15 protein-coding genes are annotated in these 14,615 nt (G+C 61.6%); 2 read left to right on the top strand and 13 right to left on the bottom strand.

Features of this window, described 5'->3' with window-relative positions:
* Nucleotides 1-58: 58 nt before the first annotated feature.
* The 8 genes from AC07RZ_RS01640 to htpX form a co-directional block, all read right to left on the bottom strand.
* Complete coding sequence (locus AC07RZ_RS01640) at nt 59-835, bottom strand: MBL fold metallo-hydrolase (protein ID WP_494666649.1); 777 nt, start codon at nt 833-835, stop codon at nt 59-61.
* A 56-nt stretch (nt 836-891) separates the two neighbouring features.
* Complete coding sequence (gene bamC / locus AC07RZ_RS01635) at nt 892-2,070, bottom strand: NlpB/DapX family lipoprotein (RefSeq protein WP_494666648.1); 1,179 nt, start codon at nt 2,068-2,070, stop codon at nt 892-894.
* A gap of 52 nt (nt 2,071-2,122) precedes the next feature.
* Nucleotides 2,123-3,001: a 4-hydroxy-tetrahydrodipicolinate synthase gene (gene dapA, locus AC07RZ_RS01630; protein WP_494666647.1), complete on the bottom strand. Its 879-nt coding sequence runs from the start codon at nt 2,999-3,001 to the stop codon at nt 2,123-2,125.
* A gap of 129 nt (nt 3,002-3,130) precedes the next feature.
* On the bottom strand, nt 3,131-3,697 hold the full coding sequence (locus AC07RZ_RS01625; protein ID WP_494666646.1) for a class I SAM-dependent methyltransferase: 567 nt from the start codon (nt 3,695-3,697) through the stop codon (nt 3,131-3,133).
* A gap of 48 nt (nt 3,698-3,745) precedes the next feature.
* On the bottom strand, nt 3,746-4,948 hold the full coding sequence (locus AC07RZ_RS01620; RefSeq protein WP_494666645.1) for a tryptophan--tRNA ligase: 1,203 nt from the start codon (nt 4,946-4,948) through the stop codon (nt 3,746-3,748).
* Between the two features lie 35 nt (nt 4,949-4,983).
* Nucleotides 4,984-5,643 (bottom strand): site-2 protease family protein, encoded by a 660-nt coding sequence (locus AC07RZ_RS01615; protein ID WP_494666644.1) that lies wholly within the window; start codon nt 5,641-5,643, stop codon nt 4,984-4,986.
* Between the two features lie 138 nt (nt 5,644-5,781).
* Complete coding sequence (locus AC07RZ_RS01610) at nt 5,782-6,405, bottom strand: L-threonylcarbamoyladenylate synthase (protein WP_494666643.1); 624 nt, start codon at nt 6,403-6,405, stop codon at nt 5,782-5,784.
* Between the two features lie 69 nt (nt 6,406-6,474).
* Entirely contained in the window at nt 6,475-7,359 is an 885-nt protein-coding gene (htpX, locus tag AC07RZ_RS01605; RefSeq protein WP_144736088.1) for a protease HtpX, read from the bottom strand.
* A gap of 169 nt (nt 7,360-7,528) precedes the next feature.
* Between htpX and AC07RZ_RS01600 the strand changes: the two genes are divergently transcribed.
* Both AC07RZ_RS01600 and AC07RZ_RS01595 read left to right on the top strand, forming a co-directional pair.
* On the top strand, nt 7,529-8,665 hold the full coding sequence (locus AC07RZ_RS01600) for an SLC13 family permease (RefSeq protein WP_494666642.1): 1,137 nt from the start codon (nt 7,529-7,531) through the stop codon (nt 8,663-8,665).
* 45 nt (nt 8,666-8,710) lie between these two features.
* Nucleotides 8,711-9,799 carry an acyltransferase family protein gene (locus AC07RZ_RS01595; RefSeq protein WP_494666641.1) on the top strand — a complete coding sequence of 363 codons (1,089 nt, stop codon included), beginning with the start codon at nt 8,711-8,713 and terminating at the stop codon, nt 9,797-9,799.
* Between the two features lie 32 nt (nt 9,800-9,831).
* Here AC07RZ_RS01595 and AC07RZ_RS01590 read toward each other — a convergent pair whose 3' ends face one another.
* The 5 genes from AC07RZ_RS01590 to AC07RZ_RS01570 are packed head-to-tail and all read right to left on the bottom strand — an operon-like array spanning nt 9,832 to nt 14,491.
* Entirely contained in the window at nt 9,832-10,146 is a 315-nt protein-coding gene (locus AC07RZ_RS01590; protein WP_092391990.1) for a cytochrome C oxidase subunit IV family protein, read from the bottom strand.
* Nucleotides 10,147-10,154: 8 nt separating this feature from the next.
* Nucleotides 10,155-10,859 (bottom strand): heme-copper oxidase subunit III family protein, encoded by a 705-nt coding sequence (locus AC07RZ_RS01585; RefSeq protein ID WP_144736086.1) that lies wholly within the window; start codon nt 10,857-10,859, stop codon nt 10,155-10,157.
* Between the two features lie 9 nt (nt 10,860-10,868).
* Entirely contained in the window at nt 10,869-11,534 is a 666-nt protein-coding gene (locus AC07RZ_RS01580; RefSeq protein WP_494666640.1) for a cytochrome c oxidase subunit 3 family protein, read from the bottom strand.
* The gene (locus tag AC07RZ_RS01575) at nt 11,531-13,297 is read right to left on the bottom strand and encodes a cytochrome c oxidase subunit I (protein WP_494666639.1); all 1,767 of its coding nucleotides are present in this window, start codon (nt 13,295-13,297) and stop codon (nt 11,531-11,533) included. The genes AC07RZ_RS01580 and AC07RZ_RS01575 overlap by 4 nt, the downstream gene beginning before the upstream one ends.
* Nucleotides 13,298-13,309: 12 nt before the next feature.
* Nucleotides 13,310-14,491, bottom strand: a complete 1,182-nt coding sequence (locus AC07RZ_RS01570; RefSeq protein WP_494666638.1) for a c-type cytochrome — start codon at nt 14,489-14,491, stop codon at nt 13,310-13,312.
* Between the last annotated feature and the right edge of the window lie 124 nt (nt 14,492-14,615).

Raw genomic sequence — 14,615 nt, 5'->3', positions numbered from 1 at the left:
TGCTGAAAATCCCGGGTAAATATCAAACCGGCGCATCGCCCGCGCGCCATGCCGCGCACTACATCTCTATCCAGCCGAAGCCTTCTTCCTGGCACGCTATCGTCACTTCCACCGATTCGCTGCAGCGGGCGCCGCACAGCGCCGCATGCGCCAGCTCAGGCAAATTGTTACGCGCACTCAAATGCGCGCCAACCACCTTGCGCAAGCGCGACTGATCCAGCGCCGCCAGGATTTCGCGCGCCGCATCGTTCGACAAATGGCCGTATTCGCCGCCGATGCGGCGCTTGAGCGATGGCGGATAGGCGGAATCGCTCAGCATCTTCCTGTCATGATTACATTCCAGCACCAGCGCATCGCTGCCGCCCAGGGCTTGCACCAGATGCTCGGTCAGCTTGCCGGCGTCGGTCAGCACGCCCAGCCGTCGATCGCCGTCGGTGGCGACATACTGGACCGGCTCGCGCGCATCGTGCGGAACCGTATAGGGGATCAACTGCAGATCACCGATGGCAAAGGGATTGCCGTCACGGCAGAAACAGACCGCGACGCCGTCCGTGCTGTCCTGGCGCAAGGCTTGGTAAGTGCCGTAGGTGAGCCACACAGGCAAGCGGTGGCGGCGGGCGAATTTGAAAACGCCGCCGATATGGTCCTGGTGTTCGTGGGTGACGATAATTGCGGAGAGTGCGGCGCCATCCAGGCCCAGGCGGGCCAGGCGGCGTTCGGTTTCGCGAATGCCGAAGCCGCAGTCAAGCATCACGTTGGTGGCGGTGCTGCCTGACGCCGCTGAAATCAGCAATGCGTTGCCTTCGCTGCCGCTACCCAGGCTTGCGAATTTCAAGGGTAGCTCTGGTGACAGGAAGACAGCCGCATTGCGCGCTACGACTGCGAGTCAGCTTACTTCAGCTGTTCGTTGAGCAAAGCCAGGATCTTGCCGGAAGTCTTCGACAGTTCAGGCTTGCCATCCTTGTCCAGCACGGCGACCTGGCTGCCGGCGTCAGAGCCTTTGACCAGGATGCGGTAGCTGGCGGCATTCTTTGCCTTGTCGCTATCCGAGCTGCTGAACAGCTTGGCGAAGAAACCCTTGTCCGATTTCTTGTCCTTGGCGTCCGCATCTTGATCGACGTAACGCACAAAGTACAAGCCTTGCGTGCGGTCGCGGTCTTCCACGGTGAAGCCGACGCGGTCCAGCGCCAGGCCGACACGGCGCCATGCGCGGTCGAAACCTTCGTCAACCTGCACGTAGTCGCCGGCGGCATTCTTCACCAGCTTGGAACGTGCCTGCAGCGACGGCGCATTGGCGACTGCCGCCTTGGCTTTCACTTCGTCATTGCCCAGGCGGCCCATCAGGCGCGACAGGAATTCTGCTTCCAGCTGCGGATCGGGAGCGCGCGCGGTCCAGATGCTCGATTCCTTTTGCGCGCCGGACAGCACTTCTTCCGCGCCGCGGTGGCTGATGTAGATTTCGGTGGTGCCGTTAGGCCCGCGTTCCAGGCGGGTGCGGAACTTGTCGCGTTCGCCGGTTGAATACAGCGAATCGAATACCTTGCCCAGCGTGTTGCGCACGAAATCCTGCGGGATCTTGGCGCGGTTTTCGGCCCAGTCGGTTTCCATCACGCCGGTCGCCGGATTTTCGACATTGATCAGGAAACCCGAATCCTGCCAGAAATCCTTGACCTTAGGCCACAGGCTGTCAGGAGTGGCGTTGACCACCAGCCAGCGCTGCGAACCGTCGCGTTCGATGTGCATGTCGGGCGCGGCATTCGGCGCGACTGCCGCGGCGGCTTCGGCCGGGCGTGTCACGCCCTGCTCCAGGTTGTAGCCGGAAGCGGTGGCCGTGCCTGCGTTGGATTCAGGAATCGCATAACGATTCTCGCGCTGCAGCTGGGTCAGGTCAGGCGGGATATCCAGTTTCGGCGCCGTTACCTTGCCTGCGCTCTTGTAATCGATGCGATCCGGCTCAAGCACCGAACTGATCGACGAACATCCTGCCAGACCGGCGAGCGCCAAAGCGACGACAACGCCACGTTGTGTGAGACTGATTTGAGTCGATGAAATGTTCTTGCGAATAGTCATGTGGATACAGGATCAAAAAAACGAGAGAAATGGAAACGCCTGTCAGCGCAGTTTATTGTAATACACCCGATTCACGCAGCGCGGCCCGTACCGTTGCGTGGTACTCGGCAGCCAGCGGCACCAACGGCAGACGGATCCCGTCAGACATCATGCCCATCTCCGTGAGAGCCCATTTCACAGGCAAAGGATTCGGCTCAACAAATAATTTATTATGCAGCGGTAAAAGCTTGTTGTTCAGTTTGACTGCTGCGGCGACATTGCCGTCCATTGCGGCCACGCACAACAGGTGCATGTCGCGCGGAGCGACGTTGGCCGTCACCGAAATATTGCCCTTGCCGCCGCAGAACATCAGCGCCATGGCGGTCGCATCGTCGCCGGAATAGACGGCGAATTCAGGCGGCGCCAGGCGGATCAGGTCGGAACCGCGGCCGATATTGCCGGTCGCATCCTTGACGCCGATGATTCCCGGCACCTGCGCCAGGCGCAGGATGGTCTCGTTGCTCATGTCGGCCACGGTGCGGCCGGGCACGTTGTACAGGATGACCGGCAAATCGACCGATTCGGCGATCTTCTTGAAATGCTGGTACATGCCTTCTTGCGTCGGCCGGTTGTAGTAAGGCACCACTTGCAGCGATGCGTCGGCGCCGGCTTCCTTGGCGAAGCGGGTCAGCTGGATCGCTTCCGCGGTGGAATTGCCGCCGCTGCCGGCGATGATGGGAATCCGTTTGGCCGCATGGTCGACCGCCAGCTTGATCAAGGCACAGTGCTCTTCAACGGTGACTGTCGGCGATTCTCCGGAAGTGCCGACGATAACGATAGCGTCGGTCCCTTCCGCGATGTGCCAGTCGATCAGCTTGCGCAAACCTGGCAAGTCGAGGCTGCCGTCGGTATGCATGGGAGTAACGATTGCAACAATGCTGCCCTTGATCATGATCGTAAATGCGAAAAAATAAAAGACTGATTGTAGCGGATCACAGTGGCTGTGGGTATTTCCGCTTGTAAAACAGGTTACAAATACAATTGCCATTTAGCAATTTATCCATAAGCTGCGCCGGATTCCTCATGCGATGCGCAAAGCTGAAACGCTGGCGCCGGCTTGCTTGACGGCGCAAATGCGCTGCACCATGGCCGGTTTCGGCCCTGCCAGGTAACCGTCTTCGAAAGCCAGCACGCGCCAGCTGCTTGCGGCATCGGCTGCCAGCAGCGCCAGCAATTCACCGGGCTGCAGCAGGAAATCGGGGTTGGACGGCTTGCCGAATTGCTCATTGCCGGCGGCAAACGTTTCATACAGCAAGACGCCCTGCGGTGCCACGCTAGCCAGTATCAGGGGAAACAAGGGCCGGTGCAGGTAGTTGGTCACCACCACGGCGCTGAAGCGCTGCGGCAGGAACAGCGACGACAGCGGCTCCGAAGGACCGGTTTCCAGCTCGATCTGCTGGGTTTGTACGCCCGGTGCCGTTATCTCCGCCAGCAGCTCGGGATTGCGGTCGACCGCCAGCACCTCCAGCCCGCGCTGCGCCAGCCACGCGGCATGGCGGCCGTTGCCGCAAGCCAGGTCCAGCACCAGGCCGGCCGGCAGCAGGCCGCCGAAGCGGCTGACCCAGGGAGATACCGGACTTATCGACACGCTTGCCCGCTTATCGGTTGCATTGATTCAATCTGAAGGGATCCGAGCTCAGCTATAGCTCAGGCCCATCGCCTCGCGCACGTCGCGCATCGTGTCCTGCGCCAGCTTGCGCGCATGATCGCAGCCGTCCGCCACAATCGCCCGCACCAGCGACGGATCGTCCAGGTATTGCTGGGCGCGCTCGTGCATCGGTTCCTGCTCCCGGATGATGGCGTCGATCACCGGCTGCTTGCATTCGAGGCAGCCGATGCCCGCGCTGCGGCAGCCTTTGCCCACCCACTGGCGGGTTGCATCGTCGGAATACACCAGGTGGAACTGCCATACCGGACATTTGTCGGGATCGCCGGGATCGGTGCGGCGCACGCGCGCCGGATCGGTCGGCATGGTGCGCACCTTCTTGCTGACGACATCCTTGTCTTCGCGCAGGGCGATGGCATTGCCATAACTCTTGGACATCTTCTGCCCATCCAGCCCCGGCAAACGCGACGCTTCGGTCAGCAGCGCCTGCGGCTCCGACAGGATCAGCTTGCGGCTGCCTTCCAGGAAACCGAACAGGCGCTCACGGTCGATCATCGACAGGTTCTGGGCGTCGTCCAGCATGGCCTTGGCCTGCCCCAGCGCGTCTTCGCTGCCTTGCTGCTGGAATTCGGTGCGCAGCTCGTTGTAGAGCTTGGCGCGTTTGCTGCCCAGCTTCTTGACGGCTTCCTGGGCTTTCTCTTCAAAGCCCTTTTCCTTGCCGTACAGGTGGTTAAAACGGCGCGCGATTTCGCGCATCATTTCGATATGCGGCACCTGGTCGTCGCCCACCGGCACCTGGCTGGCGCGGTAAATCAGGACATCGGCCGCCTGCAGCAGCGGGTAGCCGAGGAAACCGTAGGTCGCCAGGTCGCGGTCGGTCAGTTTTTCCTGCTGGTCCTTGTAGGTCGGCACCCGCTCCAGCCAGCCGAGCGGCGTCGCCATCGACAGCAACAGGTGCAATTCAGCATGCTCCGGCACCTTGGACTGGATGAACAAGGTCGCCTGCGAAGGATCGACGCCTGCCGCCAGCCAGTCGATCAGCATGTCCCAGGTACTGGTTTCGATCATGCTCGGATCGTCGTAGTGCGTGGTCAGCGCATGCCAGTCGGCGACGAAGAACAGGCAAGGCAGTTCGGATTGCAGCCTTACCCAGTTCTTCAGGGCGCCGTGGTAGTGGCCAAGATGCAAGGCGCCTGTGGGGCGCATGCCAGAGACAACACGGTCAGGGTACATAGTCAGTGTGAGCGGTCAGGAAAAATGGGAACGGGTCAGTTTAACAATAATAGCAGCGGCGATACGATCCACTGCAAGGCGGTGCGGGCAATCGCCATGACCGGCGTCATCCAGAAATATAATACTTTCAGCAGCACCAGGGCCATCACGATGAAGAAACCGTAGGGTTCGATCTGGGCGAATTTGTAAGCGTACTTGTCAGGCAGCAAACTGGTCAGGATGCGGCCGCCATCCAGCGGCGGGATCGGAAACAGGTTGAAGGCAAACATCACCAGATTGGTCAGGATACCGGCGCGCGCCATCAAGGCGAAGAAGTCTTCCTGCACCTGGAACGCCGCCAGCGCGATCAGCACCAGCAGCCAGATCAGCGCCATCACAAAATTCGCCGCCGGCCCCGCCAGCGCCACCCAGGCCATGTCGCGCTTCGGCTTGCGCAGCTGGCCGAAATTGATCGGCACCGGCTTGGCGTAACCGAACAGGAAGGCGCCGCCGGTGGAAAAATACAGCAGTATCGGAATCAGGATGGTGCCGAAAGGATCGATGTGCTTGACCGGGTTAAGGCTCATGCGGCCCAGCATGGCTGCGGTCGAATCGCCGAAATACTTGGCGGCATAGGCATGCGCGGCTTCATGCAGCGTAATGGCGAACAGCACGGGCAAGGCATACACCGCGACGGTTTGGATAAGATCATTCATGGGCGGGATTCTATCAGAGGGGCGTTAAAGCTCGATGCAGCATCTGACAAAAGAACTGTATCGGACTGTACCGCTGGCGGAAAATTACAAAAAGACAAGCAATGCGCATGCATGGGGCTGCCATCCCACGCATGCGCATTACAAACCAAACAGGCCGGCGTCTCCGCGCCCTTGGCGTATCAGCTCGGGTTCATCGCCGGTAAGGTCGATGACCGTGGTTGGCTCCAGGCTGCAGGCGCCGCCGTCGATCACCAGTTCGATCTGCTTTTCCAGCTGGTCGCGTACCTCCTCCGGATCGGTCAGCGCCTGTTCCGCGCCCGGCAGGATCAGGGTGGTGCCGATCAGCGGCTGCCCGAGTTCTTCCAGCACGGCGTTGACGATGCTGTGCTCCGGCACGCGCAGGCCGATGGTCTTGCGCGCAGGATGGCTGAGCCTGCGCGGCACTTCCTTGGTCGCTTCGAGAATGAAGGTATAGGCCCCCGGCGTCGCGTTTTTCAACAGGCGGAACTGGCGGTTGTCGACCTTGGCGTACAGCGAGATTTCGCTCAGGTCGCGGCACAGCATGGTCAAGTGATGCTTGTCGTCGACGCCGCGGATGCGCCGGACCCGGTCTACCGCGTCCTTGTTGTCCAGCTGGCAGACCAGCGCATAACAGCAGTCGGTCGGCAAGGCGACGATGCCGCCGGACTGGATGATCTGCACCGCCTGCTTGATCAGGCGCAGCTGCGGATTATCCGGATGAATCTGGAAAAACTGGCTCATGGCTCGCTATTCTGGAAAATGAAAAACGGCGCTGGCCAGAGGCCAGCGCCGCCTTGCATGCAAATTAAATTACAAGGCTGTTGCTTGCGGATCGCGCAGCGCAGCTATCCGTTGTTCGATCGGCGGATGGCTGGAAAACAGCGCCATGAAACCCGGCTTGTCGTTGATGCCCAATGCCGCCATCGATTCCGGCAATGTCGCCGGTTCAACCCCGCCCAGCCGCGCCAGCGCCCTTTGCATCGGCAAGGCGCTGCCCAGCAGTTTGGCGGAGCCGGCGTCGGCGCGGAATTCGCGATGGCGCGAGAACCAGGCGACGATCAGCGATGCGCCTATCCCCAGCACGATCTGCGACACCAGCACCGTGGCCATATAGCCGATGCCAGGGCCGTCGTTATTGCCGCGCGACAAAGCGCGATCGACAGCATAACCGATGACGCGCGACAGGAACACCACAAAGGTGTTGACCACGCCCTGGATCAGGGTCATGGTCACCATGTCGCCGTTGGCGATATGGGCGATTTCATGGCCCAGCACCGCTTCCACTTCTTCCTTGGTCATGCTCTCCAGCAGGCCGGTGGACACCGCGACCAGCGCCGAATTCTTGAAAGCACCAGTGGCGAACGCATTCGGATCGCCCTGGTAGACTGCCACCTCAGGCATGCCGATGCCGGCGCGCTGCGCCAGCTTGGCGACCGTGTCCACCAGCCACAGCTCGGTCGAATTGGAAGGCGACGCGATGACACGCGCGCCGGTCGACCATTTCGCCATCTGCTTGCTGATCAGCAGCGAGAAAATCGAACCGGTGAAGCCGACCACCAGCGAAAACACCATCAGCATCGGCAGGTTCAAGCCGCTGCGCGTGAGGAAACGGTCTACACCCAGCAGCGACAGCACGATGCTCATCACAACCATCACCGCAATATTGGTAGCAAGGAACAAGAAAATACGTTTCATGTAGAAAACTCCGGAATGGGAAGGAAGTGCATTTAAAATAAGGCCGCCGCTGCAAATTTCAAGGGCGCGGGAAGCAATTATGCCAGAGTGCCGGCCTCGTAAAACACCACGCCCGCATAATATTTTCACAACAAAAACAGCCGGTCTGCCCCTACTTCAGAAAACATCCATGCTTGCAATCACCGAGCCGACCGCGGCGCCAACTTTTATCCAGCAAATCTGCCTGCCGTTCCTGCGCGATCGATTGATGCATCTGCTGCTGGCCATCGCGATCATCCTCTCCATCCTGTCGCCGCAGCCGCCGGCGGAATACCGCCACTGGGTCGACTGGAACACCATCGCCACGCTGGCCGGCATGCTGCTGCTGACCAAGGGCATCGAAGTCAGCGGCTACCTGGAACACCTGGGACGGACCGTCATCAACCGGCTGCAGCAGGAACGCGTGCTGGCGATCTTCCTGGTGTCGGCATCCGCGCTGCTTTCCACCGTGCTGACCAACGATATCGCGCTGTTCATCATGGTCCCGCTGACCGTCGGCCTGGGCAGCATCAGCGGCTTGCCGATCGGCCGCCTGGTGATCTTCGAGGCGCTGGCGGTCAACGCCGGCTCCATGCTGACGCCGATCGGCAATCCGCAAAACATCCTGCTCTGGCAGCGTTCGCACCTGCCCTTTGCCAGCTTCACCTGGCAGATGGCGCCGCTGGCGCTGGCGGTTGTCCTGCTGTTGCTGCTGGCGGCCTGGTTCTGCTTTCCCAAACAAACCATACATGTCGAGCTGGAAGACAATCCGGCTTCCTACCGGGTCGGGCTGCTGCGCACTTGCGGACTGCTCTACCTGGCCTTCGTGGCCTCGGTGGAACTGGGACACCCGGGCTGGGGCCTGCTTGGCGTGGCGGCCGCGGCGCTGCTGTTTTGCCGCGAGATCATCGCCAAAGTCGACTGGAGCCTGATCCTGGTCTTCATCCTGATGTTCATCGATATCCGCCTGCTGACGCAATGGCATTTCATCCAGGACTGGGTGGCGGCAATCCCGCAGTTTTCCCGGCTTGAACTGTTCATGACAGCCCTGCTCGGCTCCCAGGCCATCAGCAACGTGCCGGCGACTATCCTGCTGGTCAATTATTCCGATGCCTACAAGCTGATCGCATACGGCGTCAACGCCGGCGGCTTCGGCCTGGCGACAGGCTCGCTGGCCAACATCATCGCGCTGCGCATGGCGCCCGAACGCCACCTCTGGCTGCGCTTCCACCTGTATTCCTTTCCCTTCCTTGCCATATCGGCCTTGATTGCCTGGCTGCTGCTTTGAATTCTGCTATCTTTGCCGGACAAAAACACTCGGAGACACCATGCCTTGTCCAACACAGCGGTTTGCCGCTCCATGACGCGCCGCCTGGCGTCGGTTGACGCATTGCGCGGCTGCACCGTGGCCGCGATGCTGCTGGTTAACGACCCCGGCGACTGGGACCATGTCTACGCCCCGCTGGAACATTCGGCCTGGCACGGCTGCACCCCGACCGACCTGGTGTTTCCGTTTTTCCTGTTCGTGGTCGGCGTATCGATCGCACTGGGCATCGAACCGCGCCTGGCGCAAGGCGCTGCGCCATCGGCGCTGGCGCGCGCCGCCTTGCTGCGGGCGCTGCGCATCGTGGCGCTAGGCTTGCTGATCAATGTGCTGGCCTGGCTCATCATGCCCGACGCCCACCTGCGCTTGCCGGGCGTGCTGCAGCGCATCGGGCTGTGCTTCGCCGCTACCGCCCTGTGCGCGATCTACGCCAGGCCGCGCACGCAATGGGGCCTGGTCGCCGCGATCTTGCTCGGCTACTGGGGCTTGCTGGCGCTGGGAGGTTCGCTGGAGCCGTGGACCAACCTGGCCAGCCGCAGCGACAGCGCCCTGTTCGGCCAATTCGTCTACCAGGTCGACGCCGCCAGCGGCCGCGGCCACGATCCCGAAGGCTTGCTCGGCACATTGCCGTCGCTGGCGACCAGCCTGCTCGGCTTGTGCGCCGGCCGCTGGCTGCGCGAGGGCCGGCTGCAGCGGCTGCTGGTCGGCGCCGTCACCGCGCTGGCGCTGGGTGCGCTGTGGTCGCTGGCGCTGCCGCTCAACAAGAACCTGTGGACTTCATCGTTTGTGCTGTGGTGCGCCGGCTGGGCCACCTTGGCGCTGCTGCTGTTCCACTGGCTGGTGGACCAGCGCAGCTGGCCGGCGCTGGGGCGGCGTTTCGGCCTCAATGCCGTGGCCGCGTATGCCGGTTCGGAGCTGATGCAGATCGTGCTGCCCGGCCTCGGCCAGGAAGCACTGTATCAACGTTTGTTCGCCGGCTGGATCACGCCCCTGGCCGGTCCTTACGTTGCCTCGCTGGCGTTCGCGGCGGCGTTTGTCGCTGCCTGGTGGCTGACCGTGCATGCGATGGACAGGCAGCGCTGGTATATAAAGCTTTGACCCAAGCTTTGACTCAAGCTTTGACTCAGACTTCAGCGAAAGAACGAAAGCCTGGTCAGGAAAGTGTAGTCGGCTTCGGTCGCCATCAGCCCGACCAGCACCAGCAGGCACAGCGGCGGTATCAGGATGGCGAACACCAGCGCCAGGCGCTCCCAGGCCATGTGCATGAAGAAGGCGACGATCAGTCCCGCCTTCATCAGCATCAGGGCCAGGATCAGGGTCCAGCGCAGGTAGCTGTGGAAATTGAAGTAGTCGACCAGATAGGAAAGCGTGCTGAGCACGAACAGCAGGCCCCATATCTTCAGGTACAGGCTGATCGGATGTTGTTGTCCTGTGGCGGAAGTCATGAGCGCACCTACCAAAGATAGAACAAGGCAAAAATGAAAACCCAGACCAGGTCGACGAAGTGCCAGTAGAGGCCGGCGATTTCGACGATCTGGTAATTACCACCGGTCTTGCCAACTGCGTCATAACGGCCGCGCAGCAGGCGCACCGCCACCGTAACCAGGTAGATCACGCCGGCGGTAACGTGCAAGCCGTGGAAACCGGTGATCATGAAAAAAGTCGAACCGAATTGCGCCGCCCCCATCGGATTGCCCCAGGGCCGCACGCCTTCCTGCAAAATCAGCTTGCTCCATTCGAACACCTGCATGCTGACGAAACACACGCCGAAACCCGCCGTGACAAACATCAGGATGGCGGCGCGCACACGCTCGCGGCGGTAGGCGAAGTTAACCGCCATCGCCATGGTGCCGCTGCTGCTGATCAAAACGAAAGTCATGATCGCGATCAGCAGCAAAGGCACTTCGACGCCGCCGATATTAAGACTGAACACCAGGCTCGGATTCGGCCACGGAACGGTGTTGGCCATGCGCACCGTCATGTAGCCGGTCAGGAAACAGCTGAAGATGAAGGTATCCGACAGCAGGAAAATCCACATCATGGCCTTGCCCCACGACACCTGGAACGCCTGCTGGTCCGACGACCAGTCCGCCACCAGCTGCCGCCAGCGTCCGGCGGCCGGCGCTGCTGCAGGCGATGGTGCAGTTGTCGTGTTCATATATCCTCCTTAGCGCGTACCGCAGACCATCCGCACCAGCTCCGGCGTCAGCCAGCCCAATGCAGCAAACAGCAACACCCACAGCGCCAGCAAGAAATGCCAGTAACGCGCGCACAAGCGGATGCGCCGAGCCAGGCGGCTGGCGTCCTGGCGCCAGGCGCCATGCGCGGCCATGCCCCAGCCGACCAGCCCGCCCGCCACGTGCAAGCCATGCATGGCTGTCAGCAAATAAAAGAAACTGGCGGCCGGGTTGCCGCTGGCCGTCACATGGATGGCCAGCAGCGCTTGCCATCCCCATAGCTGCACGCCGAGGAAAGCGAAACCGCACACGCCGGCAGCCGCCAGCAAGGAGCGGGCGCGTCGCAGATGAAGCGTGCCGGCCGCCGTTGCCGCCAGCTGCAACAGCACGCTGGCAAGCAGCAGCAACCCGCTGCTCAGCCAGAGCTGCCAAGGCATCGCCAGCGGCGACCAGTCGCCGGCCTCCATCCGCATGCCATAGGCCGCCAGGAAAAGCAGGAACAGCGATGTGGCGACCCCGATGAATACCCACAAGGCTGCGCTGACAGCCGCATCGTGCAAGTCGGGCGGCATGCCCTCGCCGCCAAAGCCATAACGCACGTAGCCGGCAGCCGGCGGTTTCAGGATGGCGGCCGAATTTGAATCGAGCGTCCTCATGCGTATGTCTCCTTGGCCACCAGCGACTCGGCGTCGCCGGCTACCGGCGGCACGTTTTGCGCGATGAAATCTTCCTTGGCGCCGGGCACGCTATAGGTATAGGCGCCGCGATACACCACCGGCAGCTGCTCGCCCCAGTTGCCGTGGGCGGGCGGCGTCTCCGGCGTCTGCCACTCCAGCGATGCAGCCCGCCACGGATTCGCGGCGGCCGGCTTGCCGCGGAACACGCTCCAGACCAGGTTGAAGATGAAAACCAGTTGCGCCGTCGCCACGGTCAGCGCCACCACGCTGATGAAGGCGTTGAGCGCATGGGCCGAATCGGGGATGAATTTATAGCCGTCGAAGGCGTAATAGCGACGCGGCATGCCGAGGATGCCCAGGTAATGCATGGGGAAAAAGATGGCGTAAGTGCCGAGAAACGTGGCCCAGAAATGGATTTTCCCAAGCGCTTCGTTAAGCATGCGGCCGCTTACCTTCGGGTACCAGTGATATATCCCGCCAAACACCACCAGCAAGGGCGCCACGCCCATCACCATATGGAAATGCGCCACCACGAAATAGGTATTGGACAAAGGAATATCGACGCTGACGTTGCCCAGGAACAGTCCGGTCAGGCCGCCGATCAGGAAAGTGCTGATGAAAGCCAGCGCAAACAGCATCGGCACCGACAGGTGGATATCGCCGTTCCACAAGGTCAGCACCCAGTTATAGACCTTGATGGCGGTAGGCACCGCAATGATCAGCGTGGTGGTGGCGAAGAAGAATCCGAAATACGGATTCATGCCGCTGACGAACATATGGTGCGCCCACACCACCACGCTCAGCACCCCGATCGCCAGGATCGCCCACACCATGGTGCGGTAGCCGAAGATGCTTTTGCGCGCGTGTACGCTGATCAGGTCCGACACGATGCCGAACGCCGGCAAGGCAACGATATATACCTCGGGATGGCCGAAAAACCAGAACAGGTGCTGGAACAGCAAAGGGCTGCCGCCCTTGTAGCCGCTGACCTGCCCCATCGACACCAGCGCCGGCATGAAGAAGCTGGTGCCCAGCGTGCGGTCCAGCAGCATCATGATGCCGCTCACGAACAGCGCAGGGAAAGCCAGCAGCGCCAGGATGGTGGCGACAAAAATCCCCCACACCGTGAGCGGCATGCGCAACAGCGTCATGCCGCGGGTACGCGCCTGCAGCACGGTAGTGACGTAGTTCAGGCCGCCCATGGTGGCGGCGACGATGAAAATCAGCAGCGACACCAGCATCAGGATGATGCCCCACTCGTAACCCGGCGTGCCCGGCAGGATCGCCTGCGGCGGGTACAGGGTCCAGCCGGCGCCGGTCGGCCCGCCCGGCACGAAGAAACTCGCCATCAGCACGATCACGGAGAGCAGGTAAACCCAGAAACTGAGCATGTTCAGGTAAGGAAAAACCATGTCGCGCGCACCCACCATCAATGGAATCAGGTAGTTGCCGAAACCGCCGAGGAACAGCGCGGTGAGCAGGTAGATCACCATGATCATGCCGTGCATGGTCATGAACTGGTAATAGTGCGGCGCATCGATGAAAGCAAACTTGCCGGGGAAACCCAGCTGCAGGCGCATCAGGTTGGACAGCCCGACCCCCACCAGGCCGGCCAGGATGGCGACGCTGGCGTACTGGACCGCAATCACCTTGTGGTCCTGGCTCCAGACGTATTTCCGGAAGAAGCCTTGGGGCCCATGATCATGCTGTGCATGCTCTGCGTTGTGCTCGGTGTATGCCATGGCGTTCCTCGGTTAGCGGGATGGTGCGGATTGCTGCTGCGCCTGCTGGGTCGCCGCCGGCGTGCCGTAGGACTTGATGTAAGCCACCAGCGCCGCCAGTTCGGCGTCGCTCATCTCTATCTTCGGCATCATCGGCGCAAAGCCCTTGACCACGCGCGCCTGCGGATTGCGGATGAAATCCTTGAGGTAGGTTTCATCCACTGTTGCGGTGGAGCCGTTTTCCATGGTTTCGGTCTTGCCGAACAATCCTTTCCAGGTCGGGCCGACGCGCGGACTGCCGTCCACCGTATGGCAGGCGATGCAAGCCTTGGATTCCGCCAGCGCCTTGCCCTGCGCCACCAGGGCTTCGCCAGTTGCGGCTCCGGCTGCCGGCGCAGCAGCCGCGGCTGCCACCGGCGCCGGCGGCGCCATGGTCTGGGCAAACGTCGGCTGCGCCTTCAGCCATTTTTGAAAACCGGCAGCGTCCTCCACCACCACATAACCGCGCATGCCCGAATGGCCGACGCCGCACAGCTGCGCGCACAAGACCTCATAGCGGCCGAGCTTGTTCGGCGTGAACCAGAACGAGGTCACCATGCCTGGCACCATGTTCATGCGAGCGCGGAACGGCGGCACGTAAAAATCGTGCAGCACATCCTGCGAACGCAGCAGCATCCTGACCGGCTGGTTGATCTGCAGGTGGAGCTCGTTGTTGTTGACCAGGATGTTGTCCTGGCCGGCAGGATCGCGCGGATCGATGCCGAACGGATTGGCGGCGCTGATCAGGTCGACGCTGGAACGCCCCAGCTTGCCGCCGGCTCCCGGATAACGAAAGCGCCATTGCCACTGCTGGCCGACCACTTCCACATCCACCGCATTCGCGGGCACCGTGACATAGGCGGCGTAGACAAACAAGCCAGGCGCCAGCAAGCCCATGATGGCGATGCTGGTGGCGACGATCAGCCAGTGTTCGAGTTTCTTGTTGTCGGGCTGATAGGCAGCGCGCCGTCCCTCGCGATGGCGAAAGCGCAGCAGCGTGTAGACGATGAACAGATTGATGGCAACGAAGAAAACGGCAGTGACGACCAGCGTGATGGTGAGCGTATCGTCCATCTGGCGCCAGTTAGACGCCAGCGGCGTTGCCCACCACGGGCTGAGAAAATGAAACAGCAGCGAGGCGACAACCATCAAGACGAGCGCAACAGCCATGGCCATAGCTATCCTCTCCTGCACGCCTGGTGCAGTGATTTAGACGCAATGAAGACTACCCTTGATCGCTGCAGGCAGCAGCGAAGCGAAACCCGTCCGCGGGGGGAAGGGAGAAGAGACCCCGCTCCGC

The organism is Collimonas sp. GW821-FHT07E08 (genome assembly GCF_059418905.1).
This window is presented reverse-complemented; position numbering and strand designations above follow the sequence as displayed.

Bases quoted from the DNA above. Each gene is read 5' to 3' on its own strand.
- AC07RZ_RS01570 (WP_494666638.1), bottom strand. From the start codon at position 14,491: ATGGCCATGGCTGTTGCGCTCGTCTTGATGGTTGTCGCCTCGCTGCTG.
- AC07RZ_RS01580 (WP_494666640.1), bottom strand. From the start codon at position 11,534: ATGAGGACGCTCGATTCAAATTCGGCCGCCATCCTGAAACCGCCGGCT.
- AC07RZ_RS01585 (WP_144736086.1), bottom strand. From the start codon at position 10,859: ATGAACACGACAACTGCACCATCGCCTGCAGCAGCGCCGGCCGCCGGA.
- AC07RZ_RS01610 (WP_494666643.1), bottom strand. From the start codon at position 6,405: ATGAGCCAGTTTTTCCAGATTCATCCGGATAATCCGCAGCTGCGCCTG.
- AC07RZ_RS01575 (WP_494666639.1), bottom strand. From the start codon at position 13,297: ATGGCATACACCGAGCACAACGCAGAGCATGCACAGCATGATCATGGG.
- bamC (WP_494666648.1), bottom strand. From the start codon at position 2,070: ATGACTATTCGCAAGAACATTTCATCGACTCAAATCAGTCTCACACAA.
- AC07RZ_RS01620 (WP_494666645.1), bottom strand. From the start codon at position 4,948: ATGTACCCTGACCGTGTTGTCTCTGGCATGCGCCCCACAGGCGCCTTG.
- htpX (WP_144736088.1), bottom strand. From the start codon at position 7,359: ATGAAACGTATTTTCTTGTTCCTTGCTACCAATATTGCGGTGATGGTT.
- AC07RZ_RS01615 (WP_494666644.1), bottom strand. From the start codon at position 5,643: ATGAATGATCTTATCCAAACCGTCGCGGTGTATGCCTTGCCCGTGCTG.
- AC07RZ_RS01590 (WP_092391990.1), bottom strand. From the start codon at position 10,146: ATGACTTCCGCCACAGGACAACAACATCCGATCAGCCTGTACCTGAAG.
- dapA (WP_494666647.1), bottom strand. From the start codon at position 3,001: ATGATCAAGGGCAGCATTGTTGCAATCGTTACTCCCATGCATACCGAC.
- AC07RZ_RS01600 (WP_494666642.1), top strand. From the start codon at position 7,529: ATGCTTGCAATCACCGAGCCGACCGCGGCGCCAACTTTTATCCAGCAA.